The organism is Accumulibacter sp. (genome assembly GCF_029255285.1).
Taxonomy (GTDB): domain Bacteria; phylum Pseudomonadota; class Gammaproteobacteria; order Burkholderiales; family Rhodocyclaceae; genus Accumulibacter.
In genome coordinates this window covers 101,489-126,642 of record NZ_JAPUVI010000098.1, presented here as the reverse complement: position 1 = coordinate 126,642, position 25,154 = coordinate 101,489, and the positions used below count along the sequence as shown (strand labels likewise).

Sequence of the window (25,154 nt, the reverse complement as noted above, 5' to 3'; positions counted from 1 at the left end):
ACCTACTGTTCCGCCAAACCTTGGTCGACCATCGGCCGCGCCATGCTGTAACCCGGAATCCTGCGCTGCAGCACACTCAGCGGATTCGAGCCGATGCGCGAAAAGTCGCTCAGTTCCAGTTGAACGAAGAACTGTGTCACCGAGTCGGTCTCGGTGGTTTGAATCCGGTGCGCCACCGCGCGCAAAGCCCAGCAGCCAGCGTTGTACTCCAGTCCGCCGACGATCTCGACCGGCGTCCCGCCACTGGACGTTCCACTGCCAACCGTGTTGTCGTTCTTGAACGAGTAGTTGTAGCGGCCCACCGCCTGCCAGCGACCGCTGATCGGCCACTGCCCGGACAGGTCGATCTGGTTGATCGGGATCGATGCCGTGCTGTTGTAGCTGTATGTTGCGTTGAGTACCTTCCCTGCCTCCGGGAGGTAGCGCGCGCCTAGCCCATAGCGCTGGAATTGCTGACTGCCCGGGTCGTACTGTAGCGCCGCATCAGCATACACTCTCGGCCACACCTGACCGCTGAAGGCCGCCAGGAAACCGGACTTGTCCCACTTGCGGTTGGACACGCCGGGCAGCGTGACCTTGTCGTCAGTAAAGTAGAAGACCTGACCCAGCATGGCGCGCATGATCTCTCCACCCGAGGCGGGGTCGATCAGACGCGACGCCAAGGCGGTGGTGACCTGGTTCGCGTTGTTGACTCGGTCCCAGCCGGAAAATTGGTTGTCCGCGAATATCTGTGCGAAGTTGAAGTCGGCCAAGCCGGTGTCGAATACCGGGATGTCGCTCTGGTTCTTATAGGGGATATTCAGGTAGAAGAGCCGCGGCTCGAGAGTCTGGACATAGTCACGCCCGAACCAGTTGCTGGGCCGCTCGAAAGTCATACCGGAATCGACGCTGAAGATGGGCAGCGTACGACTGATCGAGTTCGGCAGGACGCTCGCTGGCGTCGGATCCGACAATGTGTAATACGTCACATTGACGCCCACGCGCGGTATCACATACCACCCCGGTGTCACATAGGGCAAGGATACCTGCGGCTGCAGCACGGTTCGCTGCCCTTCTACCTTGCTCGCGTCGGGGCTCACGAACGAGGTGTATTGGCCGAAAAAGGCGCTGTCGGTGTAGTACAGGTCCGGCTGCCGGGCGTTCACCGTGATTTGCGGCAGCAGGCGATACGGTTTGGCAACGGGGTTCTTGGGGTCGGGCTGCAAGGTCTGGAAAGTCTGCACGTTGGCGGTTGCCGTCCACCATCCGGCGCCGCCATAAGACAACATTCCCTGCTGCAGCAACTGAGTCTTCGCCGTACTGGAAATCTGACTCGACAAGTCCGTGTAGTAGTTGTTGTCCGAAACACGGTTGTAGATCAAGGAGCCGGACAGACCGTCGGAGAAAGTCTGGTTGTGAGTGAGCGCCACCCCCCAGCGATCCATGTTGGCCACTTTGTCGTCCGGCAGGTACTCGACCAGATCCTTGCCGCTGTAAACACCGCCATACGCCGAGTTCAGATAGCGGAACTCGGTGCCGAGCTGAAACCCGCGTTTGCTCAGGATGCGCGGTTCAAAAGTGGCGTCCATGTTCGGTGCGATGTTCCAGTAGTACGGCAGCGTGAACTCGAAACCACTATCACTGGTCGATCCATAGGAAGGGGTGAGGAAACCCGACTTGCGCTCGTTGTTCAGGGAAAAGGACACCCAGGGCGAGTGCAGGATCGGGACACCGAGAAAGTGAATAGTCGCCGCACTGCCGCTGGCCACGTCGTTGTCATAATCCAGTTGCAGGTCGCGGGTCGAGAGAAACCAGTCGTCGTTCCCCGGTTTGCAGGTCGTATACGTGGCGTTCGTCAGACGGAACTGGTTCTCGCCTTCGAGGTCGACGCGTTCGGCTTCGCCGCGCCCCTCGGTTATCTGGTTCGCCGGTTTCCGCTCCTTCAGCCGGGTCTGCCCGGGTTTCAAGCTCATCGTTCGTGGTGCGGCAAATCCGGTGTTGGCCTGATCTGCCGGCAGCGTCGCGGCCCATCGGGCATCGGCATCAGCGCCGGTTGCCTGGCCCGACTGCTTCTTCAGGAAATAGGTGGCCTGCTCGACGAAACCGACCTGGTCCTCGATCTTGAGGCGCATCCTCGGACCCGAGATTACGTCATCACCCTGCTGCAGCCGCGCGTTACCGACTGCCTCGACTTCATCTTCTACTGGCCAGTAGGTCAGCCGGTCACCGGTCAGCACGCTGCCGACCTTGCGCAGCTCGGCGTCGCCCTCGGCCAACACTTCACGGTCAACGACGCCCGAGATCTGATCGGCGTTCAGAAACGCGGGCCGCGGCACGGCACTCTCTTTCGGCGGCGGCACCATGGCCTTCGCGACGCGCAAGGGCAAAGGCGGGCTACCCGACCCTTCGGGCTCGTCGCCAACCGCTCCCACGCCCGGCGATGAGTCGGCGGCCGCGGCACGCATCGCGGAAGGCGTTTCAGTGGCGTCGGCAGGCCGCTGCGGCGCTGGTCTGGTGGCCGACCGCTCGGCCGCGCTTGGCTTCTCGGCTACCGCGTCGCGGCGTGTGGCGCCTGGTGGCGCCTCGGCGCGGCCAGTTTCGGCCGCTGGCGCCGGCACGGCCACCGTTTCCGCCGGCTTGCGCCGCGTGGCCGCAGGCTCGCGCGGCGCTTCGGTCTTCGCTCCCGGCAGTGCCGCGGCTGGTCCGGTCGTCTCGCCAACCGCCGTTGGAGCCGGCTGCCGTGGCGCCGCAGAGTCCTCGCGAGGTCCGGAATCGCGACCGGCGACCGCTGCCGGAGGTGAGGGTATCGGCCGCGTTTCGACGCTGGCTTCTTCGACTGGCCTTGCCTCGGCGACCGGACGTTCGGCCGGCGCCACGGCTGGCGGACGGCGGACGGGCGCCGGCGGCAGACCGAGCAGCGCGGGATCGACCCTGAAGGGCCCCGTGGTCTGCGCCGACCCCTGGCCCGCGAAGCCAGCCGCAAACGTGCCGGCACAGCAAAGGATCAGGGTCAGCGGTTGAGGCCGAAAAGGACACTTCATTCCAGGGTTCAATGAGAGAGGCGGCGGGTCGGATGGTAAAATCGAAGCATTCTAGCATCTTCATCAAAGGAGAAGCGGCATGCCGCGTACCACCCTGCTGCATGGCTGGGTCCAGGATCTGTTGGCGGCCGAACTTGGTGACCAGCGGGTGACGATCGAGCCCGCTTCCGCCGACGCCAGCTTTCGGCGCTATTTCCGCGCCCACGTGCCGGGCGCCGGGACGCGGATCGTCATGGACGCGCCGCCCGACAAAGAGGATTGCCGGCCATTCCTCAAGGTTGCTGCCCTGTTTCGTGCGGCTGGCGTCCATGTCCCGGAGGTACTGGCCGAAGACCTCGAGCAGGGTTTCCTGTTGCTCTCCGACCTCGGCGGCATGACTTACCTGGACGCGCTGCAGGACAGACGGTCGGCTGCACGGCTCTATGGCGACGCCAACCAGGCACTCGTTGCCATTCAGCTCGCCAGCCGGCCCGGAGCGCTACCGGATTACGACCACGATCTGCTGAGCCGCGAACTCGCACTTTTCCCGGATTGGTACCTGGCGCGCCATCTCGGCGTGTCACTCGACGACGAAACACGGCAAACCCTGCACACGACATTTGCCGCAATCCTCGCCAACAACCTGCGACAACCCTCGGTTTTCGTGCATCGTGACTACCACTCACGCAACCTGATGGCGATCGGCGACCGGGCAAGCGCTTTCCCCGCCAATCCAGGCATCCTGGATTTTCAGGACGCCGTCTATGGGCCGTTGACCTACGATCTCGTGTCGCTCTATCGTGACGCGTACATCGACTGGCCGGAAGACCAGGAACTCGATTTCGTGATCCGTTACTGGGAAACGGCGCGCCGCGCCGGATTGCCCGTGGCGGCCGACTTCCACGATTTCTATCGCGACTATGAATGGATGGGCGCGCAGCGCCAACTCAAAGTCCTTGGCATTTTTGCCCGCCTATACCACCGCGACGGCAAGACCGGCTATCTCGGCGACATGCCGCGCGTGCTGAACTATCTGCGCCGCACCTGCCGGCGCTACAACGAACTGCGGCCGCTGGCCAAGCTTCTCGACCGGATCGACAAGCCTCAGGCCGATCTCGGCTACACCTTCTGATGAAGGCGATGATTCTTGCTGCCGGCCGTGGCGAACGCTTGCGGCCGCTTACCGACACGACGCCGAAACCCCTGTTGCCAGCCGGCGGCAAACCCCTCGTCGTCTGGCACCTCGAACGGTTGGCAGCGGCGGGATGGCGCGAGGTGGTGATCAACTACGCCCACCTCGGCGAGCAGATCGTCGCCGCACTTGGCGACGGCAAGGCGTACGGCCTGCGGATCCAATATTCGCCCGAGTCGGCCGGCGCCTTGGAAACCGCAGGCGGCATCGCCGCCGCCTTGCCGCTGCTCGGCGGACCGGCGTTTCTGGCCGTCAACGGTGACGTCTGGTGCGACTGGGATTTTGCCCGCGCCCGACGGCTGGTCGACACGCTCGGCGTGCGGCAGGCGCATCTGGTGCTGGTTGACAACCCGCCGCATCACCCGGACGGCGATTTCGCTTTGGCCCGTGGTCTCGTTCGGCGTGCCGGTAGCGCCAGTGGGTGCAGCCTGACCTACGCCGGCATCGGCATCTTCCGGCCGGCGTTTTTTGCCGGCCTTCCTGCCGCGACGGCGATCAAGCTGCGCCCGCTGCTCGACGAGGGCATCGCACGCCGCGCAATCAGCGGCGAACGGCACGCGGGTCGCTGGGTCGACGTCGGCACACCGGAACGTCTTGCCGAACTCGACAGGGAGCTTGCGTCAGCGCCATGAGCGACACACCTTACGTCAGACGTCGGCAAGAGTTGCTGGCCCAACTTGGCGACGGGATCGCCGTCATCCCCACGGCGCCCGAACGGCTACGCAACCACGACGCGCACTACCCTTATCGCTTCGACAGCTACTTCTGGTATCTGAGCGGCTTTCCCGAGCCCGATGCGGTGATCGTTCTGGTCGGCGGCAAGGAGGCGAAATCGCTGCTTTTCTGTCGCGAGAAGAACGAAGAGCGTGAAACCTGGGATGGCTTCCGCTACGGACCGGAGAGTGCGTGCCAGACCTTTGGCTTTTCCGCCGCGTATCCGTTGGGCCAGCTTGAACAGAGGCTTCCCGAACTGCTCGCCAACCGGCGCTTCTTGTGGCACTCGCTCGGCCACGACGCGGAATGGGACGGACGAATCGCCGCCGCGCTGAACAAGGTGCGCTCCGAGAACCGCAACGGCACGCGCGCACCGCAGGAGATTCGCGACCTGCGCGGCGTTCTCGATCAGATGCGGCAGATCAAGGATGCCCACGAGATGGGCATGATGCGCCGTGCGGCCGATATCGCTTCGGCGGGCCACACCCGCGCCATGCGGGCCTGCCGGCCGGGAATGGCCGAATACGAACTCGAAGCCGAGGTTGCCTACGAATTCCGCCGGCGGGGAGCGAGCGGTCACGCCTACAACCCTATCGTTGCCGGTGGTGCCAATGCCTGTATCCTGCACTATGTCGCCAACGACAAGGTGCTGGATGCGCACTCGCTGGTCTTGATCGACGCCGGCTGCGAGTTCGACGGTTACGCCTCAGACATTACACGAACGTTCCCGGTGGGTGGCCGTTTCAGCGCCGTGCAGCGCGACGTCTACGAAATCGTTCTCGCCGCACAGCAGGCGGCCATCGCGGCGGTGCGGCCGGGCGCCTCGTTTTCCGACTATCATCAGGTGGCGCTGCGCGTTCTGTCGCAGGGGCTGATCGACCTCCACGTGCTTGCCGGCAGCGTCGACGGCGTGCTTGAAAGCGAAGCCTACAAGCCTTGGTACATGCACCGCACTGGCCACTGGCTAGGGCTCGACGTCCATGACGTGGGCGAGTACAAGAGCGGTACCCGCGACGACGACTGGGTACGTCTGACGCCGGGCATGGCGCTGACCGTCGAACCCGGCCTCTACTTCCGCCCGGCCGCAGAAGTGCCCGCCGAACTGCACGGTCTGGCCGTGCGCATCGAGGACGACGTGTTCGTCAATGCCGGCGGCGGCATGGTCTACAGCAGCGCGCCAAAAACCGTCGCTGAGATCGAGGCCGTCATGCGCCATGAAGACTGACAACAGCGAACAGGCAGACGTCGCCATCATCGGTGCCGGACCGGTTGGCATGGCGCTGGCCAAGGCGCTGGCCGAGGGACCGTTTCGCGTGCTGCTGGTCGACAGCCGGCGCCGCCGCGCCTGGGAAAGCGACCCGCGAGCGCTGGCGCTGTCGCATGGTAGCCGACAGATTCTCGAGCAGGTCGGCGTCTGGAATTCCGACGCCGGCACCGCGATTCATTCGATCCATGTATCGCAACGCGGCGGCTTCGGCCGCACCGTGATCGAGGCCAGCGACTACGACCTGCCGGCACTGGGCTACGTCATGCGTTACCGTGACCTGGCGGCCGGCCTGTACGCCGGTGTCGAGTCGATAGACCTGATCGACGATTGCCGCCGTATCGAACTGACCATTGGCAGTCGAGCAGTGGAGATCCGCTTGAGCCGGGGCGAGGAGACGCGTCTCGTTGCTGCCCGGCTGGTCGTTCACGCCGAAGGCAGTCCGGCCAGCGAAGCCGGCGTCCGCGTCTTCGACTACCGGCAGCATGCCGTAGTGGCAGAGGTGCGCCCCGTTCCAGGTCACGCGAACCGAGCCTGGGAGCGCTTCACGCCGGATGGTCCACTCGCCCTGCTGCCCCTGGGCGACGACTACTCGGTGGTGTTCAGCCTGCCGCCCGACCAAGCGAAGCGACTGCAGGACTTGGCCGAGGACGGCTTTCTCGCGGCCTTGCGCGCGCAATTCGGTGGTCGCCTCGATTTCGTCACCAGCAGCGCGCGCGCCAGCTTCCCGCTCGCGCTACGAATTCGTCGGCAACTCACCGCTCCTCGTCAGGTGTGGGTCGGCAATGCCGCGCAAAGCCTGCACCCGGTTTCGGGCCAAGGTTTCAACCTCGGTCTGCGGGATGCCTGGGAGCTCGCAGAAGCGTTGTGCCGCGGTGCCGGCGACGATGCCGGAGCGGCTCCCACTCTGGCCGCTTACGCCCGCCGTCGAGACCTCGACCGGCGGGGCGGGATGGCTTTCACTGACGGCATCGTGCGTCTTTTTTCCAACGACCTGGCGGCGCTTCGTTTGGCTCGCGGGTTCGGCCTGCAGGCGCTGGACATCTTCCCGCCACTACGCCACTTCATCGCCCGACGCATGATCTGGGGCGCCCGCGCCTGGTTGTAGTCGATCGTTTCGGGCGCGTCGCGCCAGCCGGCACGCGGCGGATTTCGCTTTTGGCGCCGTTTCAGCTAGACTTCGCGGCTTGCCAAAACCACGATTCACCTCGGTGACGCCTCCATGCCGCGAGCCCACAGCACTCTACAGTTGATCGAATTCAAGGGGGTGACGCTGCCCGTCGTCGCGGTCACCGTGCATTCCCTGCAAGTGGACGAACTAGCCGCCGCCGCTGCTGCGCTCTTCGGTGACGACCCCTTCTTTGACGGCGATGCCGCTCTGCTCGAATTGTCACAGGTCGGCGAACTGCCGCGGGCCGATTGGCCTCGCCTACACCAGGTGTTGAAAGCTTACGGTTTGAACGTCATCGGCGTGCGTGGCGGTAGCGAGGCCCTGCGCCAGAGTGCAGCGGCCGCCGGCCTGCCGGCCTACGCCAGCATCCAGCGTCCGCCACGCGCCGCGCCAGCCGCCGAGACGCCGTTGCCCGAGCCGGCGGCGAAGACCGAAACGGCGCCGGTCACGGCCGCGGCCGCCGGCCAGCCGACGCTGTTCGTAGATCGTCCCTTGCGTTCGGGGCAGCAGGTTTATGCGCGCGGCGGCGACCTGGTGGTACTGGCGGCGGTCAATGCCGGCGCGGAGGTGATTGCTGACGGCAGTATCCACATCTATGCGCCGTTGCGCGGTCGCGCACTGGCCGGAGCCGGCGGTGCCGAAGACGCGCGCATCCTTTGTACCCGTTTCGACGCCGAGCTGGTTTCGATCGCCGGTCTCTACCGGACTTTCGAGGCCGGAGTTCCGCCCGACATGGCGGGCAAACCGGTACAGGTCAGATTGACTGGCAAAGCCGACGACGACCGAGGCCGACTGGTCGTTTTGCCGTTGCGAACGGATTGAAGCGGGGTGCGAACGCCGCAATGGCCGACCTGAGCCTCGTGGCGTCAACCGAAAAGCGATTCTACAGGTAGAATTCGCCCTTTGACTTGCGGAGAAACCTCGGTGACACGTATCGTCGTCGTAACGTCCGGCAAGGGTGGGGTCGGCAAGACCACTACCAGCGCCAGTTTTTCTTCCGGCCTCGCCCTACGCGGTTACAAGACTGCGGTCATCGATTTCGACGTCGGCTTGCGCAACCTCGACCTGATCATGGGCTGCGAACGGCGCGTCGTCTATGACCTCGTCAATGTCCTGAACGGCGAAGCAACACTTACCCAAGCGCTGATCAAGGACAAGCATTGCGAAAACGGACATCTGTTCGTGTTGCCGGCGTCGCAGACGCGGGACAAGGATGCGCTGACCGAGGAAGGCGTCGAGAAGGTTCTCAAGGAACTCGAGCACATGGGCTTCGACTACGTGGTCTGCGATTCGCCGGCCGGTATCGAACGTGGCGCGGTCATGGCGCTGACCTTCGCGGACGAGGCGCTGGTCGTTTCGAATCCGGAAGTCTCCTCGGTGCGCGACTCGGATCGCATTCTCGGCATCATCCAGGCCAAGTCTCGCCGCGCCCTGCTCGGGGGCGAGCCCGTCAAGGAGCATCTGCTGATCACCCGCTACTCGCCCAAGCGTGTCAACGAGGGCGAGATGCTGTCCTACAAGGACGTCCAGGAGATCCTGCGCGTACCCATCATCGGCGTCATTCCCGAATCGGAATCGGTGCTTCAGTCGTCGAACGCCGGTACTCCGGCCATCCATCTTGCGGGCAGCGACGTTGCCGGCGCGTACCTTGATGTCGTTGGCCGTTTCCTCGGCGAGACCATTCCCCTGCGCTTCGTAGACTACGACAAACCCGGCCTCTTCAAGCGCTTGTTCGGGAGCAAATGAGGATGTCCCTCTTCTCCCTCATCTTCGGCAACAAGCCCAAGACGGCGGCTATCGCCAAGGAACGTCTGCAGCTGATCATTGCCCACGAACGCAGTGGCGGCGCCAGTACGCCGGACTTTCTGCCCGCCTTGCAGCAGGAGCTGATGACCGTGATCTCGAAGTACGTATCGGTCAATCCTGACGACATCAAGGTGTCGCTGGAGAAACAGGGAAATTTTGAGGTGCTGGAGGTTAACATCGTGATGCCCGAGAAGGGCGGAAAGATCTGACGGGTGCATGGTCGGCGGTGCCGTGACGCGGCAGTCCGGGATCTGTAGCCAAGCCGGCACGATCTGTTTTTCGCGCCCCAATACGGGTAGAATCGATCTCCTTCCCCGTACCATCCGCCAACCTCAAGGCCATGGAATTTCTCGGCTTCTCGCTTCGCAACAGGCTGTTCGTCGCACCCATGGCCGGCGTGACCGATCGCCCGTTTCGGCAACTGTGCAAGAAAATGGGTGCCGGCTTGGCGGTGTCGGAAATGGTGACTTCCAACTCGCTGCTCTACGGCAGCGTGAAGACCCAGCGCCGGGCCAGGCACGATGGCGAGGCATCGCCGATCGCGGTGCAGATCGCCGGCGCCAGCCCACTGATGATGGCCGAGGCGGCGCGTCACAACGTCGATCGTGGGGCGCAGATCATCGACATCAACATGGGTTGTCCGGCCAAGAAGATATGCAACGTCATGGCCGGCTCGGCTCTGCTGCGTGACGAGCCACTGGTTGCCAGAATACTCGAAGCCGTCGTCAGCGCTGTACCGAACACACCGGTGACGCTGAAAATCCGCACCGGGTGGGACAAGGCCAACCGCAACGCGCTGTCCATACTGCGCATCGCCGAGCAATCCGGGATCCGTGCGCTGGCGATGCACGGCCGGACGCGCGCCTGTGGCTACACGGGCCATGCCGAGTACGAGACGATCCGGGCGGTAAAGGCGGCCGCCCGCATCCCGGTCATCGCCAACGGCGACATTGAGTCACCGGAAAAGGCGAAATTCGTTCTCGAAACGACGGGTGCTGACGCGGTGATGATTGGCCGCGCGGCCCAGGGGCGCCCGTGGCTGTTCCGCGAGATCGAACATTTCCTCGCTACCGGAACGTATCTGACGCCACCGCGGGTGAGCGAAATTCACCAGGTGTTGCTCGGCCACCTCGAGGATCTCTACGTTTTCTATGGCAGCGAAACCGGTGTGCGCGTCGCCCGCAAGCACATTTCGTGGTACACCCGGGGCTTGGTCGGCTCGGCGGCTTTCCGCCATGCGATGAACCAGTTGCCAACGGTCGGCGAGCAGCGACAAGCGGTCGATGATTTCTTCCGGTTGCTCGCCGAACACCACGAACACCTGCCCTACGTCGCCACCGCCAAGGCGGCAGCCGCACCCGGCGCCGACGAGTGCGCGGCGTTGGCGGCATGAAGCACAGCGACGACGCGCCTATCGCGGCTTGCGTCGTCCAGGCGCTGGAAGACTACTTCCGGGCGCTCGACGGCGAGAAGCCGGCGGCGGTCTATCCGATGGTGATCCGGATGGTCGAGCGCCCAATGCTCGAAGTCGTGCTCAAGCAGGCGCGCGGCAACCAGACGCTCGCGGCCGAGATCCTGGGCATCAACCGCAATACGCTGCGCAAGAAACTGCTCGACCACAAGCTGATCGCCTGACAACGCTCTTTTTCCCCCTACTACTTCGCCTGTCTACCATGAAAATCCGTCAAGCCCTGCTCAGTCTGTCCAACAAGAACGGCGCCGTCGAATTCGCCCGAGGCCTTGTCGCCCACGGCGTCGAACTTCTCTCCACCGGTGGCACGGCAAAGCTGTTGCGCGAGGCTGGTCTGACGGTCGGCGAAGTCGGCGACTACACGGGATTTCCGGAGATGCTCGATGGCCGCGTCAAAACGCTGCATCCGAAAGTGCACGCCGGCATCCTGGCGCGTCGCGACCTGCCCGAACACATGGCGACCCTGGCCGATCACGGCATTCCGACGATCGATCTCGTTTGCGTGAATCTGTATCCCTTTCGCGAAACCGTCGCCAAGGCCGACGTCACCCTGGCCGAGGCGATCGAAAACATCGACATTGGTGGTCCGGCGATGCTCCGTTCGTCAGCCAAGAACTATACCGGCGTCGCGGTCGTCACCGATCCGGCCGACTACCCGGCACTGCTGGCGGAAATGGCGGCCCAGGCCGGTGAATTGAGTCTGCGCACGCGCTTCGCGCTGGCCAAGAAAGCTTTTGTTCACACTGCCCGCTACGACTCGGCAATCGCCAACTGGCTGAGCGCGCTCGACGAAGAGAACCGGCCGCAGGCGTTTCCCGAACAACTGCAACTGGCTTTCGATCGCGTCGAAGCGCTGCGCTACGGTGAGAATCCGCATCAACGAGCGGCTTTCTACCGCGATCCCGTTTCGACTCCCGGCGCCATCGCCAACTATCGGCAGTTGCAGGGCAAGGATCTGTCGTATAACAACATCGCCGATGCCGACGCGGCCTGGGAGTGTGTGAAGACCTTTGACACGCCGGCCTGCGTGATCGTCAAACACGCCAACCCGTGCGGTGTGGCCATCGCTGTCGATCTGCTGGCGGCCTACGAAAAGGCTTTCCAGACTGACTCGACCTCGGCTTTTGGCGGCATCATCGCCTTCAACGGAACCGTAGACGGCGATGTCGTCGCGGCGATGAACGCCCGCAAGCACTTCGTCGAAGTTCTCCTGGCCCCGGGTTTCACCGACGCGGCTCGGGACCTGCTGGCCGGCAAGCAGAACCTGCGCGTCCTCGAGTTGCCCTTGGCGCGCGTCCAGCACGCTTTCGAAATGAAGCGTGTCGGGGGTGGACTGCTGGTCCAGACTCCCGACAGCTTCGACGTCCAGGCGACCGACCTCAGAGTGGTAAGCCGGGTGGCGCCCAATGCGGCGCAGCTGGCCGACCTGCTGTTTGCCTATCGGGTGGCCAAGTTCGTCAAGTCCAATGCCATCGTCTTCTGTGGCGGCGGCATGACGCTCGGCGTCGGAGCCGGCCAGATGAGTCGTGTCGACTCGACACGCATCGCGGCGAGCAAGGCGCAGAGCGCCGGACTCGATCTCGCGGGCTCCTGCGTTGCCTCCGACGCCTTCTTCCCCTTCCGTGATGGGCTCGACGTGATTGCCGCCGCGGGTGCCAAGGCGGTCATCCAGCCCGGCGGCTCGCTGCGTGACGAAGAAGTCATCGGCGCCGCCGACGAGCACGGTCTGGCGATGGTGTTCACCGGCACCCGACACTTTCGGCATTGACTTTCGGCCGATCGACGGGAGAACAGGCAGTGGTAAGCGAGTTCGGCGGCGGCGATGCTCCGGTCAGCGGTGTGCACCGCGTACCACGCAAGAAGGGGGCAGGCAATGAAAGGGGTATCATGAGGCTACTGGTCATCGGCTCCGGTGGTCGCGAACACGCGCTGGCCTGGCGTTTGGCGAAAACGCCGGGCCTGCAGAAGGTCTTCGTCGCGCCGGGCAACGCCGGCACGGCGCACGAACACGGTGTCGAGAACGTGGATCTTGCCGATCCGCAAGCGCTGGCCGACTTTGCCGAGCAACAAGGTGTCGCACTTACCGTCGTCGGACCCGAAGCACCTCTGGCCGGCGGCATCGTCAATCTCTTCCGCGCCCGCGGCCTGAAGATTTTTGGCCCGACCAGAGAGGCCGCCCAGCTCGAAAGCTCGAAAGACTTCGCCAAGCGCTTCATGGTCCGGCATGGCATTCCGACGGCACGCTTCGCCAGCTTCGCCGATGGGCGTGCGGCGCACGCCTATGTGGAGCAGCAGGGCGCACCGATCGTCGTCAAGGCCGACGGACTGGCCGCCGGCAAAGGCGTCGTCGTCGCGCTGAGCGTTGCCGAAGCCCATGCGGCGATCGACAGCATGCTCGGCGACAAGCGCGTCGGCGGGCAGGAAACGGCGCGCGTGGTCATCGAAGAGTACCTTGAGGGCGAAGAAGCCAGCTTCATCGTCATGGTCGATGGCAAGAACGTTCTCGCCCTGGCTTCGAGTCAGGATCACAAGCGTATCGGTGACGGCGACCGCGGCCCCAACACCGGTGGCATGGGCGCGTATTCGCCGGCGCCGGTCGTCACTCCCGAGGTTCACGCGCGAACCATGCGCGAGATCATCCTGCCGACGGTCAGGGGAATGGCCGCCGACGGCATTCCGTACACCGGCTTTCTCTATGCCGGGCTGATGATCGGCAAGGACGCGTCAGTCAAGACGGTCGAGTTCAATTGCCGCCTCGGCGACCCGGAAACGCAACCAATCATGATGCGCCTGAAATCGGACCTTCTGAACCTGCTGGAACACGCCGTCGCCGGCCGGCTGGATGAAGTCGAAGCCAGTTGGGATCGTCGGGTCGCCCTGGGCGTCGTTCTGGCGGCAGCCAACTACCCCGGCCAGCCGCGTACCGGGGACGTGATCCTTGGGCTGCCGCCGGGCTCCGACGACAGTCATGTCTTTCACGCCGGGACGACCGGGAAGGACGGCCGGATCCTGACTTCCGGCGGGCGCGTACTGTGCGTCACCGCCTTGGGCGACAACATTCGGCAAGCCCAGAAGCGCGCCTACGACGCGATCGTCGGCATTCACTTCGACGGCATGCAGTATCGCCGCGATATCGGCCATCGGGCCTTGAGCCGGTGAACTACAGGCGGTTGCGACCTGCTGGTAACGGGTGCGGCGAGTGATTCGGGAATGATGATCGACACGGACGTCCTGCGCGACTACTTCACGGGTTTGCAGGCGCGCCTGGTGTCAGCGGCCGAGGCGACCGAGGGCGCCGGCGGCGCCCGCTTCCGCCGCGACACGTGGGAAAAGGCTGCCGGCGCGACGCTTGGCGGCAGCGGCTGCACCTGCATCGTCGAGGAAGGACAAGTCTTCGAGCGCGGCGGCGTTGCTTTCTCGCAAGTGCACGGTGCGGCGCTGCCGGCGTCGGCGACCGCCAAGCGTCCCGAACTCGCGGGTCGCGCCTTTGCCGCGATGGGTGTTTCAGTGGTGCTGCATCCGCGCAACCCCTATTGCCCGACAGCGCACATGAACGTCCGCGCGCTGCTGGCCACGGCGGCCGAAGCGGAACCCGCGTGGTGGTTCGGCGGTGGCATGGATCTCACCCCCTACTACCCGTTCGTCGAGGACATCCGTCATTTCCACGCCACCTGCCGGCAGGCGCTTCTGCCCTTCGGCGACGATGTCTACGCGCGTTACAAGAAGGGGTGCGACGACTACTTCTTTCTCAAGCACCGCAACGAGCCGCGCGGCGTCGGCGGCGTGTTTTTCGACGATCTCAACGAGGGTGGCGTCGACCGCTGCTTCGCGCTGACGCGCGCGGTCGGCGACGCTTTCGCGGCCGCCTATCTGCCGATCGTCGAGCAAAGACGGGCGCTGCCCTACGGCGAGCGCGAGCGCGACTTCCAGGCTTACCGGCGTGGGCGCTACGTCGAGTTCAATCTGGTCTGGGACCGTGGCACGCTCTTCGGCCTGCAGTCGGGCGGACGCACCGAGTCGATCCTGATGTCGCTGCCACCGCTCGTCAAATGGCGTTACGACTGGCAACCGGACGCGGGTACACCGGAAGCCTCGATCTACGAGGTATTGGCGCCACGCGACTGGGTGTGAGCGGGCTTCTCCGACCGGGTCGAGCAGATCTCCGCGGCGATCCTGCGATGCCACATGCCGAGAACACCATTCGCGAGCGCCATGCCTAGGCACTGCCTATCGAGTGGAGGTTCATGCCGCACCGGACGTCCGACGATAGCCCCCTCGTCTCTATCCTCCTGTTTCAACAGGCTGACTACCAGGCGTCGAGTGTTGCCTCGGGTAGTCGCCCGTCGGCACGCGTAGGCGTTCGAGCAAGGAGTCACGTTTGGCGCGCGCCTGCTGCGCCGCTGCCGCCTTGACGTGCCCGAAGCCACGTATCCGCTCAGGCAGGCTGGCCAGTTCGAGCGCGGTGGAAAGTGTGGCCGGCCCGAGTCGCGACAGGATGAACTCGATATCGGCTTCGTAGTCGGTGATGAGTTGCCGTTCCAGGCGCCTTTCGCCGGTCCTGCCGAAAGGGTCGAGGAAGGTGCCGCGCAAGCGCTTCAGTCTGCTCAGCCAGACGAATACCGTCATCATCCACGGCCCGTAGCTACGTTTGCGGATTCTGCCTGTCCGGCGATCCGGCCTGGCGAGCAGGGGGGGGGCGAGGTGGAAGCGGAGCGTGAAATCCCCCTCGAACTCGTCGGACAACTGCTGGTGGAAGGCCGGGTCGGAATGAAGTCGCGCGACTTCGTACTCGTCCTTGACCGCCAGCAGCTTGTAATAGGCGGCAACGACAGCTTCGGTGAGCTTCGTCGATGGTACTCGCGCCTCCGCGGCGCGGACTCGCTCGACCAGCGTTCGGTAGCGTTCGGCGTAGCGGGCGTCCTGATAGATGGTGAGCATGTCCACGTAGCGCTGGATCGTTTCGTCGAGGGAGCGGGCGGGTGGCGACGAGACGCCCGCCGGCTGGAGAAGGCGAGCGACGGCGGCCGGGTCGTGCGCCGCGCGCCTGCCCCAAAGGAAGGCTAGACGGTTCTGGGCGACCGCCGCGCCATTGAGTTCGATCGATCGATCGATGGCCGCCAGCGAGAGCGGCACCAGTCCGCTCTGCCAGGCGACGCCGAGCAGGAAGAGGTTGGCGTAGAGCGCGTCACCCATCAGCCGGCGCGCCATCTCGGCGGTGTCGAGGAAGAGTGTCCGGCCAGCACCACAGGCCTCGTCCACTCGCGCGCGCATGGCTTGCCGTGGGAACTGCCAGTCGGCGTTGCGGGTGAATTCGGCGGTCGGCGTCTCGGCGATGTTGACGACGGCCCGCGTCTTGCCGGCGAGAACCTTTGACAAGGCTTCAGCACCGGCGGTGACGACCAAATCGCCACCGATCACGGCGTCCGCTTCGCCGGTCGCGATGCGTGCGGCATGCAAATCTTCGGGACGGTCGGCAATCCGCAGATGCGAGAAGACGGCACCGAATTTTTGCGCCAGACCCGTCATGTCGAGCACCGAGACGCCTTTGCCGTCGAGGTGTGCGGCCATGCCGAGTAGCGCGCCGAGGGTGACCACACCGGTGCCGCCGACGCCGGTGATCAGGATGTTGAAGGGGTGTCGCGTGTCGGCGAGTGCGGGTTCCGGAAGGTCGGCGAAAGCGGCGTCCAAGGCGCTCTCGTCAGCGGCGATGGCGCGGCCGGCGCGCCGCTTGCCGCCCTCGACGGTGACAAAACTCGGACAAAAGCCGTCAAGGCAGGAAAAGTCCTTGTTGCACGAGGACTGATCGATCGCCCGCTTGCGTCCAAGCTCGGTCTCGACCGGAACAACCGACAGGCAGTTCGACTGCACGCCGCAGTCGCCGCAGCCTTCGCAAACGGCCTGATTGATGAACACCCGCCGCGCCGGGTCGGCGAGTTTGCCACGCTTGCGTCGGCGGCGTTTCTCGGTGGCGCAGGTCTGATCGTAGATCAGCACCGAAACGCCGCGATGTTCACGCAGTTCGCGCTGTACGGCATCGAGCAGGTCGCGGTGATAGATTGGCGTGTTCGGAGCGAGGCCAGGCACGCCGTTGTATTTGGCGGGTTCGTCGGTGACGATGACGATCTTGGCGATTCCTTCGGCCTCGAGCTGGCGGGTGAGCTGCGGAACGCTCAGGCTGCCGTCGACCGGCTGTCCACCGGTCATCGCCACAGCGTCGTTGTAGAGGATCTTGTAGGTGATCGAAACGCCGGCGGCGATCGCCTGGCGGATGGCCAGCAGCCCGGAGTGAAAATAGGTGCCGTCGCCAAGGTTGGCGAAGATGTGCTGCTGGTCGGTGAAGGGCGCCTGACCGACCCAGGTGACACCTTCACCACCCATGTGGGTGAAGGTTGCCGTGTGCCGATCCATCCAGGTGACCATGTAGTGGCAGCCGATCCCGGCGACGGCGCGGGAGCCTTCGGGAACGCGGGTCGAGGTGTTGTGCGGGCAGCCGGAACAGAAGTAGGGTGTGCGCTGCATGGTCGCCGGCGCCGCTGAGCCAGTCGAGTTTGCCGTCGGGAGGGTGAGGCTGTTCTGCTTCGCTTCGAGAAGCGCCAGACGTTCGACGATGGCTGTTGAAGTGAAGAAGCGATCGATGCGCGCGGCCAGCGCACGCGCGACTTGCGCGACAGACAGTTCGCCGGCAGCGGGCAGCAGCCAGTCGCCGTGCGTCAGGTGGCCGCTGCTGGTCGGCAGCAGCGACCATTCGCCTTTCTCGTCGAACTTGCCCACAACGCGCGGGCGAACATCTTCGCGCCAGTTGTACAGCTCCTCCTTGAGCTGGTATTCGAGCAGTTGCCGTTTCTCCTCGACGACCAGGATCTCCTCGAGACCCTCGGCGAAGCGACGTACGCCGTCGGCTTCCAGCGGCCAGACCATGCCGACTTTGTAGAGGCGAATGCCGATGCGCGCGGCGAGTTCGTCGTCGATACCCAGTTCGGTCAGCGCCTGACGAACGTCGAGATAGGCCTTGCCGGCCGTGATGATTCCCAGCCGCGCCGGCGTCGCCGGGTCGCTGCTGTCGATGACGATGCGGTTTATCTGGTTGGCGCGACAATAGGCGAGCGCGGCGTAGAGCTTGCGGTTGAGCAGACGGGCTTCCTGCTGCAGAGGCGGGTCCGGCCAGCGAATGTTCAGCCCGTGCGGATCACTCTCCGGCATCGCGAAATCGTCGGGCAGGCGGATCACCGTCGACAGCGGATCGATCACTACAGACGCCGATGTCTCCACCGTATCGGCGAGCGCCTTCATCACCACCCAACACCCCGAGTAGCGGCTCATCGCCCAGCCATGCAGGCCGTAGTCGAGATACTCCTGGATGTTGGCCGGGTAGAGGACCGGCATCATCACCGCTTTGAAGATGTGCTCTGTCTGATGCGGCAGGGTCGACGACTTTGCCGCGTGGTCGTCGCCAGCGATCACCAGGACACCGCCGTGCCGGGCGGTGCCGGCCGCGTTGGCGTGACGGAAGACGTCGCCGCAGCGATCGACGCCAGGCCCCTTGCCGTACCACATGGCGAAGACCCCGTCGTAGCGTGCTCCGGGGAAGAGATTGAGTTGCTGCGTGCCCCACACCGCAGTCGCCGCGAGGTCTTCGTTGACCGCCGGCTGAAAGACGATGTGTTGCGTGTCGAGGTGTTGCTTGGCCTTCCACAGCGCCTGATCGAGTCCGCCGAGCGGGCTGCCGCGGTAGCCGGACACGAAGCCGGCCGTGTTCAGGCCGGCAGCCTCATCGCGCTGCCGCTGCAACATCGGCAGACGGACGAGGGCTTGCGTACCGGTCAGGAAGACGCGTCCCGAACTTGCCGTATAGCGGCTATCGAGCGTGACCGAGAGATCGCTCATTGCTTCTCCTCCTTTGCTATCAACGCCCGGTACCGGCTCTGGCCAGCGGCCGGCACAGCATCCTTGGCGGACGAGTCTACCGATCACGACTCTGAGACTCGCCACTCGTTCCCCATCTTGACCCGGAGCCCGAGTGGCGATGTCGGGGTCACTGCGCTGGCGCACTTCCGCCTGGTTGCCGTCGATATGGATGCGAGGCACTCGATCTGGCGGCAGCGCGTGTCGCTTTACGCCATGTTAACACGGCGCTTGGCTTGGACCTCCCGGAAACTCGCGCGCGATCAAGTCCGGTGCCTTCTGCCTCGGCACGCGTGGCCGTCCGACGTTTGTCACTCGATCTCTCCGCAGATGCGGCGAAATCGGCCCCCAGAGTTCAGTTCATTCCGTTTTTGCGAGGAGCTTCGCGGCTATTCGCCGATGGCCAGTCGTCAGGATCCCTCAGGCTGGGCAACGCCGAACCTGTCGAAGGAAAACCGATTGTCTGGCGGTGCTTGGCGCGGCCCCTCGCGGCCGGCCACCCAATAGAGGCCTCGGCTCGCCTCGCCGGCGGATAGAATTCGCCAGGACGATTTTCTCAACCCATCGGAGGAGCGAAACGCGGACTATCTTGAACCGCAACCGAGGCGACATGGATGTCTTCCTCGAGAAGCGCCAGGCGTCGATCCGCGGGGTCGTTGAAGAATTCGACCGGATCATCTTCCGAGGCTGTCTGAGCTCGATCCATCCGCCTGGCGCCGGGCCGGCTCCGCGTTCCCGCCCCTGGCACAGCTGCCGCGCTTCCGGTGCGCTAACAGCGGCGCGGATGATTTCCGTCTCGCCGGGCCATCAAACGAGCGTCCTATCCGTTGAGCGCTTTTTTTGTCGCATCAAGCCATTTCGACGTGCGCTCCAAGCTACGACAAACTCGCCGAGCGCTTCGCTTCCTTCATGACCCTCGTCACATCCGTCGTTTGGCTCGCTTGAACGTCAATGCCCTCTAGCGCAAGCCGGAAACATACTCGGCGAGCGCCCCGATCTGCTGATCGGAGAGTTTGCCCGCAATGGTCCGCATCACCTTTTCCGCATCGTTGGCGCGCTCATGGCTGCGGAAAGTCTTCAATTGGCTGGCCGTGTACTCGGCATACTGCCCGGCCAAACGCGGGTACTGCACCGGCAAGCCCGCGCCAGCCGGACCGTGGCAACCGGCGCAAGCGGGAATCCCTTTCTCGAAATCGCCCATGCGCCACAAGGTCTTACCTTCGGCGAGCAGCTTTTCGTCCTTGGCGACCGACGGCTTCATCTTCTGTTGCGAGAAATACACCGACAGCCCGCGCATGTCTTCGTCCGAAAGGGCAGCGACCATGCCGCTCATGATCGCGTTATTGCGCTCCGCCGGCTTGCCTTCCGCCGCTTTGAAGTTGCTCAGTTGTTTGTACAGGTACTCCGGGATCTGGCCGGCAAGAATCGGATTGGCCGGCGTTGGACTATTTCCATCGGCGCCGTGGCAGGCCACGCACACGCCCTCCGCGGTCGCCTTGGCTTTGGCCAAGTCAAACTTTGCTTTCGCCGGTTCGGTCGCGAAGGCGGAAAAACTGGCAGTCAGAAGAACCGCAAGTGCCGTGATACGAATCATGTCCAACTCCCATTGACAACATTGACGAATCCGAGGTCGAAGAAGCGAATCCATAAACGCCATATTCTATCTCAGTTTGTTCTCTCGGCGAATGCCGCCTTGGTTGGTGCGCCAGGTCTTGCGCAAATCCACCGGCACGCCCGGCGGTTTTCAATACCGATCCGGGTTGCCAAGTCGCTGGTGGCGAATTCACGGGGCGGCTCAAGGCGCACCAGTGCCAAGCCGGCACCGGCAGCAAGGGACTCTGGCGCGACAACAGCTTTGTCAAGCGCTCGTGGAGGAGCGTCAAGTACGAAGGGTGCCTGGCTACGACCGCGTCGCGTCCCGGAAGGCAAGGCGTTGGAGGTCGCCGGATTCTCGGCACTCGCGGCTGCAACGCGATCGGTGGCGTGAGTCCGGACGAACGGGGCCAACTCTGTCGCGGCAGCGTAGGCTAGCGCGGAAGCATGCGAATGACGGGGGCGACCATTTTCCGTCGTCAGGCTCATGCTTTCCCCGGTGGAGTTGCTGTTGGGCGCAGCAGGTCTATGTGGAACCTGGCTCTAGAACTTGTCCTGTCGCAGCACTTGCGCATCCACCAGGAAGCTCACGATTCCATAGTCCGCGTAGTAGCGCTCTTCGAGATGCGCGATGATAGCCAATGCGCTTTCTTCGCCGCACAGCACCTCGATGCGGATGTTGGCGCTGGAGGGCCAGGCGGCATCGCGCGTGCCATGTGTGCCGTAGCCGCGCGCATCGGTGATCGTGTAACCTTTGGCGCCCAGCGCCTTCAGGTCGCGGACGATGGAAGCCTCCAGTTCGGCTTCGCAGACGATGGTGAGCAGCTTGCGCAGCGACAGTCGAGTACCCATCAGGCGACTCCTTGAAGTTTGACCGCCAGCCAGTGGTAAAGCGGAATGCCGACCAGCAGATTGAAAGGAAAAGTAATGCCCAGCGCCGCACCGATCGACAGTGCCGGGTTGGCTTCGGGTACAGCGATGCGCATCGCGGCAGGCGCGGCGATGTAGGAAGCGCTGGCGTAAAGCGTGGCGAGCAGAACCGCACCGCCAACCGAGAGACCGAGTTCATTCGCCGTCACGATGCCCAACAGCCCAGCGCACGGCGGCATGACTGTGGCGAAGGCGAGCAGGAACGGTCCGCTACGCCGCAGGTCGGCCAAGCGGCTTGCCGCGACCAGCCCCATTTCAAGCAGGAAGAACGCCAGCATGCCCTTGAAAAGGTCGAAAAACAGCTTGTCGAGAGGTTTGATTCCCTCGCCACCTGCCACCCATCCGATGAGCAGACCGCCGACGAGGAGAACGATGCTCTTGCCGGACAAAACTTCGTGCAGAAGCGCTCCCCATCGGGTTGCGCCTGTCGTCCGCCGGGCCAGTATGACGCCGATCAGCAGCGCGGGGAATTCCAGCAGAACGAGAAATACGACCAGATAGCCTTCAGCCGGCTCGCCGAGCCGGGCAAGGAAGCTGGCCGCCACGGCAAAGGTCACGACACTCACCGAGCCATAATGGGCGGCAATCGACGCCGCATCGGCACGCGCCAAGCGACCGAAGCGGTGCAGGATGGGAAAGGCGGCGAGCGGAATCAGCGTGGCAACGAGAACCACGATCAGCGCCTGGCCCAGCAGGTCGGTCAGCGCGTAGCGAGACAGTTCCACACCGCCCTTCAGACCGATGGCCAGCAGCAGGAAGATGCTCAGTGATTCATAGAGCACACCCGGAATCTTCAGATCCGAGCGGACCAATCCGGCCAACAGACCAAGAATGAAGAACAGGATGACAGGTTCAATTGGCATGCGGCCTCACAGAAAAAGTAGAAATCGGTTCGCGGGCAACACGCTGGGCAACGCTTCGGAGCCGTCCGAGGGGCGGTGAGACATGATCGATTGCCTGGCGACGCTTGACCAAAATAGCTCTCCCACATCGCTTCTTGCCTGCTGGGGCCACTATTGCAGCTGCTTTCTATAAGTGCAAATCAATATTTATCAATAAATGATTTGTTGTAATTTATTTATCAAACGTCTTTGAATGACATTTGGATCGCCTGGAACCTGGCCATCGTGGCTCGACTGCACCGCATTACCCAAGCCGCAGAAGCGCCGCGTCGGATCGGTCATGCAAATTCCTACGCCGTCAGATGATCCTGTCGTGGTCGCTGCTGTCGCGGCCTGTCGATAAGGCTTGCCCCATCAGGCGCAACGCGTTTTCCCCTCAGTGATCGTTCTCCTCCTGGGGAGACTACCGCGCCGCCGACAACCGGTCAGAGCACGGCTCGCAGCGCGACGACGGTGCCGACGCCAATCGCCACCACGGCGATCATCGGCAGGCGCAGGATGGCGGCGCTGGCCGTGATCGCCGCCGCGACGGTTTCCGCTGGGCCGGTCGTGAGGACCGTCGGTGCGATGAGCGCCATCAACACGGCCGGCGGCAAGGCGTCGAGAGCGGCCTTGAGCCGCCCCTTGACGTTGACTCCGCGCATCAGATAGAGGCCGCCGACGCGCGTCAGGTAGGTCGCCGCCGCCATCGCAAGAATGGTGGCGACGGTCGGCAGGTCGTCGCTCATGTCGCCGCCTCGTCGTCACGGTGGAGAAGTGCCGCGACGACCACTCCGGCCAGGCCGCCGACGATGATGTACCAGGCGCCGGACAGCGCCAGTTTGGCGAGTGCGGCGCCGACCGCACTGGCAGCGAGCACCGCAGCGGTGCGCCGGCCTTTCCAGAAACCGGCGAGAATGGCGATGAACATCGCCGAGAAAGCGAAATCGAAGCCATAGGCGGCCGGGTTGCCGAGCGAGCGGCCGGCCATGGCGCCGGCCAGCGAGGCGGAGGTCCAGACCAGCCACATGGCGCTGGCGACGCCGAAGTAGTACGCCGGCCGCAGCGCTTCGCTGAGCGCCTTGCGCTCGGCGAAGGCCCAGCTTTCGTCGGTGAGCAGAAACATCGCCAACAGTCGGCCGGGGCCCGTGAAGCGGTCGAGATGTCGTTGCAGCGAGGCGCCCATCAGCAGATGCCGCAAGTTGACGACGAAGGTGGTGAACACGATCAGTACGAACGGCACCGGGTCGCGCCACATATCGACGGCGACGAACTGCGAGGCGCCGGCGAAAACGGTGGCACTGGTCAGCCAGGCCTGGAAGGGCGAAAATCCCCGCGCTGCCGCCAGTGTTCCCCACAGCAGACCGATCGGTGCGGCAGCGGCCAGCACCGGCAGGATATCGAGAACGCCATGACGAAAAGCGGCCGCTGGTGACGCCCGGCGCGTGCCAGGCTTCGCCGCTCGATCACTCATAGCCAGCGCGCGAGGACGGCGTACAGCTCGGCCTCCTTGAACGGCTTGGCGATGAAGTCGTCCATGCCGCTACTGGTGCAACGCTCGCGATCGCTGGCAAAAGCGTTGGCGGTCAGGGCGATGATTGGCACGGGCGCCTTGCCGCCGGCTGCGGTTTCCTTTTCGCGCGCCCGAATCTGCTGCGTTGCCGCAAAACCGTCGAGCTGCGGCATCTGACAGTCCATCAGAATCAGATCGAAACATTGCTCGCCGCTCATCCGGACGGCTTCGAGGCCGTTGTCCGCGAGACTGACCTGCAAACCGAAACGCTGCAGAAAAGCCTGCGCCACCAGTTGGTTCACGCTGTTGTCCTCGACTAGCAAGACGTGTCCGGAGAGTGGGCGGCTGAAGTCGGCCAGCGGCGCACTCGCCGAGGCGGCGAGATCCCGGCGACTTGCCTGCCAGGGTAGGGAAAACCAGAAGGTCGAGCCTTTCCCCGGATGGCTGTCGACGCCGATCTGGCCGCCCATCAAGGTGACAATCTGACGAGAAATCGCCAGGCCCAGGCCGCTGCCGCCATGCCGGCGGGTAGGCGAGTCGTCGGCCTGGGCAAAGGCATCGAATATTCTCGTTTGCTCGCCGTCTGCCACGCCGATTCCGGTGTCCTGCACGGCAAAGCGCAGGTACTGGTCGTCGAGCTTGTCTACCGTTACCCGGACGTGCCCGGAGTCGGTGAACTTGATGGCGTTGCCGATCAGGTTGGTGAGCACCTGGCGCAGACGTGCCAGGTCGCCGTGCAGGCCGGCGGGAACGTCGGCCCCGATGTGCGAGGAGAGCGTCAAGCCCTTGCTGGCGGCGGTGGCGGCAAAGGCCTCGAGGACATCGCCCAGCATGGTGTGCAGGTCGAAGTCGCTGGTTCGCAGTTCCAGCTTGCCCGCCTCGATCCTGGAAAAGTCGAGAATGTCGTTGATCAGGTCGAGCAGGGTCTGGCCGGAACGGTAGAGTGTTTGCAGCCGACTGCGCTGTTGCTCGGCGAGCGGAGTGGCGAGCAGCAGTTCGGCGAGGCCCAGCACGCCATTCAGCGGCGTGCGGATTTCATGGCTCATGTTGGCGAGGAACTGGGACTTGGCCTGGCTCGCCGCCTCGGCGGCTTCCTTGGCGGACTTGAGCTGGAGGCGAAGGCTGATCGAGTCGATGGTCATTCTTTCGAAGCGCCGGGCGTTCGAAAAAACGATGTAGACGAATAGAAAGGTGGCCGCTCCCGTGAGTTGCTGTCCGGGGATCCCGGAAGCGAGCAGCCACAGGCACATCGGGACCAGAGTAAGGCCGGCCAGGGGAACATAGGACAGGAAATACGCCGCCAGGGTAAACATCCCGGTGGCGGCGACGCCGATCAGATAGATACCGACGAAGAATTGCGCCTGACTTTCCGGCGGCGGAAAAAGGATGGTTCCGACGGTGGCCCAGAGCAGCCCGGCGGCGGTCGTGCCGATGACGAATCGCCGCGCCCATAGTGCCGCCGCGGCCGGCTCCGGAGCGGCGCGGCGGTAGCCGAGGATCAGCCGGTAGCGGGCCAGCGTGACGAGATGATGCGTCACGTACCAGCCGACAAGCAGGGCGGTAGAGGCCGACGACCAGAGGACGACGAGGACCAGCGTCGCACCGATGACCGACATGGCCAGCGTATGCGGCGTCAGCTGGTAGACCAGCGCGATCTGCTCGGCAAACACGCGTGCCGCGAAATCGCTCGGTCGGTATTCGGCGTGAGTCATCGCCGG

21 protein-coding genes are annotated in these 25,154 nt (G+C 64.2%); 12 read left to right on the top strand and 9 right to left on the bottom strand.

Annotated features, from left to right (window positions below):
• Positions 1-2 precede the first annotated feature (2 nt).
• The gene (gene lptD / locus Q1M07_RS14480) at positions 3-3,020 is read right to left on the bottom strand and encodes an LPS assembly protein LptD (protein ID WP_300454624.1); all 3,018 of its coding nucleotides are present in this window, start codon (positions 3,018-3,020) and stop codon (positions 3-5) included.
• Between the two features lie 79 nt (positions 3,021-3,099).
• Between lptD and Q1M07_RS14475 the strand changes: the two genes are divergently transcribed.
• The 12 genes from Q1M07_RS14475 to hemF all read left to right on the top strand — a co-directional run bounded on the left by Q1M07_RS14475 (position 3,100) and on the right by hemF (position 14,748).
• Positions 3,100-4,131 (top strand): phosphotransferase, encoded by a 1,032-nt coding sequence (locus tag Q1M07_RS14475; RefSeq protein WP_300454623.1) that lies wholly within the window; start codon positions 3,100-3,102, stop codon positions 4,129-4,131.
• Positions 4,131-4,823, top strand: coding sequence for an N-acetylmuramate alpha-1-phosphate uridylyltransferase MurU (gene murU, locus Q1M07_RS14470; protein ID WP_300454622.1), 693 nt, complete (start codon positions 4,131-4,133; stop codon positions 4,821-4,823). Before Q1M07_RS14475 ends, murU begins: the two co-directional genes overlap by 1 nt.
• Positions 4,820-6,130 (top strand): aminopeptidase P N-terminal domain-containing protein, encoded by a 1,311-nt coding sequence (locus Q1M07_RS14465; RefSeq protein ID WP_300454621.1) that lies wholly within the window; start codon positions 4,820-4,822, stop codon positions 6,128-6,130. The genes murU and Q1M07_RS14465 overlap by 4 nt, the downstream gene beginning before the upstream one ends.
• On the top strand, positions 6,120-7,277 hold the full coding sequence (locus tag Q1M07_RS14460; protein ID WP_300454620.1) for an FAD-dependent monooxygenase: 1,158 nt from the start codon (positions 6,120-6,122) through the stop codon (positions 7,275-7,277). The genes Q1M07_RS14465 and Q1M07_RS14460 overlap by 11 nt, the downstream gene beginning before the upstream one ends.
• 114 nt (positions 7,278-7,391) lie before the next feature.
• On the top strand, positions 7,392-8,162 hold the full coding sequence (gene minC / locus Q1M07_RS14455) for a septum site-determining protein MinC (protein WP_300454619.1): 771 nt from the start codon (positions 7,392-7,394) through the stop codon (positions 8,160-8,162).
• A gap of 102 nt (positions 8,163-8,264) precedes the next feature.
• Positions 8,265-9,086, top strand: coding sequence for a septum site-determining protein MinD (gene minD, locus Q1M07_RS14450; RefSeq protein ID WP_300454618.1), 822 nt, complete (start codon positions 8,265-8,267; stop codon positions 9,084-9,086).
• A gap of 2 nt (positions 9,087-9,088) precedes the next feature.
• The gene (gene minE / locus Q1M07_RS14445) at positions 9,089-9,355 is read left to right on the top strand and encodes a cell division topological specificity factor MinE (RefSeq protein WP_300454617.1); all 267 of its coding nucleotides are present in this window, start codon (positions 9,089-9,091) and stop codon (positions 9,353-9,355) included.
• A gap of 131 nt (positions 9,356-9,486) precedes the next feature.
• The gene (gene dusB / locus Q1M07_RS14440; protein ID WP_300454616.1) at positions 9,487-10,539 is read left to right on the top strand and encodes a tRNA dihydrouridine synthase DusB; all 1,053 of its coding nucleotides are present in this window, start codon (positions 9,487-9,489) and stop codon (positions 10,537-10,539) included.
• Positions 10,536-10,781: a helix-turn-helix domain-containing protein gene (locus Q1M07_RS14435; RefSeq protein ID WP_300454615.1), complete on the top strand. Its 246-nt coding sequence runs from the start codon at positions 10,536-10,538 to the stop codon at positions 10,779-10,781. The genes dusB and Q1M07_RS14435 overlap by 4 nt, the downstream gene beginning before the upstream one ends.
• 38 nt (positions 10,782-10,819) lie before the next feature.
• Positions 10,820-12,385 carry a bifunctional phosphoribosylaminoimidazolecarboxamide formyltransferase/IMP cyclohydrolase gene (gene purH / locus Q1M07_RS14430; RefSeq protein WP_300454614.1) on the top strand — a complete coding sequence of 522 codons (1,566 nt, stop codon included), beginning with the start codon at positions 10,820-10,822 and terminating at the stop codon, positions 12,383-12,385.
• 119 nt (positions 12,386-12,504) lie between these two features.
• Positions 12,505-13,776: a phosphoribosylamine--glycine ligase gene (purD, locus tag Q1M07_RS14425; protein WP_300454613.1), complete on the top strand. Its 1,272-nt coding sequence runs from the start codon at positions 12,505-12,507 to the stop codon at positions 13,774-13,776.
• Between the two features lie 54 nt (positions 13,777-13,830).
• Positions 13,831-14,748 carry an oxygen-dependent coproporphyrinogen oxidase gene (gene hemF, locus Q1M07_RS14420; protein WP_300454642.1) on the top strand — a complete coding sequence of 306 codons (918 nt, stop codon included), beginning with the start codon at positions 13,831-13,833 and terminating at the stop codon, positions 14,746-14,748.
• 150 nt (positions 14,749-14,898) lie between these two features.
• Here hemF and Q1M07_RS14415 read toward each other — a convergent pair whose 3' ends face one another.
• The 8 genes from Q1M07_RS14415 to Q1M07_RS14380 all read right to left on the bottom strand — a co-directional run bounded on the left by Q1M07_RS14415 (position 14,899) and on the right by Q1M07_RS14380 (position 25,148).
• The gene (locus Q1M07_RS14415; protein WP_300454612.1) at positions 14,899-18,501 is read right to left on the bottom strand and encodes an indolepyruvate ferredoxin oxidoreductase family protein; all 3,603 of its coding nucleotides are present in this window, start codon (positions 18,499-18,501) and stop codon (positions 14,899-14,901) included.
• Positions 18,502-19,477: 976 nt separating this feature from the next.
• On the bottom strand, positions 19,478-20,113 hold the full coding sequence (locus Q1M07_RS14410) for a c-type cytochrome (RefSeq protein WP_300454611.1): 636 nt from the start codon (positions 20,111-20,113) through the stop codon (positions 19,478-19,480).
• Between the two features lie 542 nt (positions 20,114-20,655).
• The gene (locus Q1M07_RS14405; protein ID WP_300454610.1) at positions 20,656-20,964 is read right to left on the bottom strand and encodes a transcriptional regulator; all 309 of its coding nucleotides are present in this window, start codon (positions 20,962-20,964) and stop codon (positions 20,656-20,658) included.
• The gene (locus tag Q1M07_RS14400; protein ID WP_300454609.1) at positions 20,964-21,905 is read right to left on the bottom strand and encodes a sodium-dependent bicarbonate transport family permease; all 942 of its coding nucleotides are present in this window, start codon (positions 21,903-21,905) and stop codon (positions 20,964-20,966) included. Before Q1M07_RS14400 ends, Q1M07_RS14405 begins: the two co-directional genes overlap by 1 nt.
• A 189-nt stretch (positions 21,906-22,094) precedes the next feature.
• The gene (locus Q1M07_RS14395) at positions 22,095-22,226 is read right to left on the bottom strand and encodes a hypothetical protein (protein ID WP_300454608.1); all 132 of its coding nucleotides are present in this window, start codon (positions 22,224-22,226) and stop codon (positions 22,095-22,097) included.
• 143 nt (positions 22,227-22,369) lie between these two features.
• On the bottom strand, positions 22,370-22,672 hold the full coding sequence (locus tag Q1M07_RS14390; RefSeq protein ID WP_300454607.1) for an AzlD family protein: 303 nt from the start codon (positions 22,670-22,672) through the stop codon (positions 22,370-22,372).
• On the bottom strand, positions 22,669-23,397 hold the full coding sequence (locus Q1M07_RS14385; protein ID WP_300454606.1) for an AzlC family ABC transporter permease: 729 nt from the start codon (positions 23,395-23,397) through the stop codon (positions 22,669-22,671). The genes Q1M07_RS14390 and Q1M07_RS14385 overlap by 4 nt, the downstream gene beginning before the upstream one ends.
• Complete coding sequence (locus Q1M07_RS14380) at positions 23,394-25,148, bottom strand: ATP-binding protein (RefSeq protein ID WP_300454605.1); 1,755 nt, start codon at positions 25,146-25,148, stop codon at positions 23,394-23,396. Before Q1M07_RS14380 ends, Q1M07_RS14385 begins: the two co-directional genes overlap by 4 nt.
• Between the last annotated feature and the right edge of the window lie 6 nt (positions 25,149-25,154).

Excerpts from the sequence above, each read along its gene's own strand:
- lptD (WP_300454624.1), bottom strand. The coding sequence starts at position 3,020 with ATGAAGTGTCCTTTTCGGCCTCAACCGCTGACCCTGATCCTTTGCTGT.
- Q1M07_RS14475 (WP_300454623.1), top strand. The coding sequence starts at position 3,100 with ATGCCGCGTACCACCCTGCTGCATGGCTGGGTCCAGGATCTGTTGGCG.
- murU (WP_300454622.1), top strand. The coding sequence starts at position 4,131 with ATGAAGGCGATGATTCTTGCTGCCGGCCGTGGCGAACGCTTGCGGCCG.
- Q1M07_RS14465 (WP_300454621.1), top strand. The coding sequence starts at position 4,820 with ATGAGCGACACACCTTACGTCAGACGTCGGCAAGAGTTGCTGGCCCAA.
- Q1M07_RS14460 (WP_300454620.1), top strand. The coding sequence starts at position 6,120 with ATGAAGACTGACAACAGCGAACAGGCAGACGTCGCCATCATCGGTGCC.
- minC (WP_300454619.1), top strand. The coding sequence starts at position 7,392 with ATGCCGCGAGCCCACAGCACTCTACAGTTGATCGAATTCAAGGGGGTG.
- minE (WP_300454617.1), top strand. The coding sequence starts at position 9,089 with ATGTCCCTCTTCTCCCTCATCTTCGGCAACAAGCCCAAGACGGCGGCT.
- dusB (WP_300454616.1), top strand. The coding sequence starts at position 9,487 with ATGGAATTTCTCGGCTTCTCGCTTCGCAACAGGCTGTTCGTCGCACCC.
- Q1M07_RS14435 (WP_300454615.1), top strand. The coding sequence starts at position 10,536 with ATGAAGCACAGCGACGACGCGCCTATCGCGGCTTGCGTCGTCCAGGCG.
- purH (WP_300454614.1), top strand. The coding sequence starts at position 10,820 with ATGAAAATCCGTCAAGCCCTGCTCAGTCTGTCCAACAAGAACGGCGCC.
- purD (WP_300454613.1), top strand. The coding sequence starts at position 12,505 with ATGAGGCTACTGGTCATCGGCTCCGGTGGTCGCGAACACGCGCTGGCC.
- hemF (WP_300454642.1), top strand. The coding sequence starts at position 13,831 with ATGATCGACACGGACGTCCTGCGCGACTACTTCACGGGTTTGCAGGCG.
- Q1M07_RS14415 (WP_300454612.1), bottom strand. The coding sequence starts at position 18,501 with ATGAGCGATCTCTCGGTCACGCTCGATAGCCGCTATACGGCAAGTTCG.
- Q1M07_RS14410 (WP_300454611.1), bottom strand. The coding sequence starts at position 20,113 with ATGATTCGTATCACGGCACTTGCGGTTCTTCTGACTGCCAGTTTTTCC.
- Q1M07_RS14405 (WP_300454610.1), bottom strand. The coding sequence starts at position 20,964 with ATGGGTACTCGACTGTCGCTGCGCAAGCTGCTCACCATCGTCTGCGAA.
- Q1M07_RS14400 (WP_300454609.1), bottom strand. The coding sequence starts at position 21,905 with ATGCCAATTGAACCTGTCATCCTGTTCTTCATTCTTGGTCTGTTGGCC.
- Q1M07_RS14395 (WP_300454608.1), bottom strand. The coding sequence starts at position 22,226 with ATGACCGATCCGACGCGGCGCTTCTGCGGCTTGGGTAATGCGGTGCAG.
- Q1M07_RS14390 (WP_300454607.1), bottom strand. The coding sequence starts at position 22,672 with ATGAGCGACGACCTGCCGACCGTCGCCACCATTCTTGCGATGGCGGCG.
- Q1M07_RS14385 (WP_300454606.1), bottom strand. The coding sequence starts at position 23,397 with ATGAGTGATCGAGCGGCGAAGCCTGGCACGCGCCGGGCGTCACCAGCG.
- Q1M07_RS14380 (WP_300454605.1), bottom strand. The coding sequence starts at position 25,148 with ATGACTCACGCCGAATACCGACCGAGCGATTTCGCGGCACGCGTGTTT.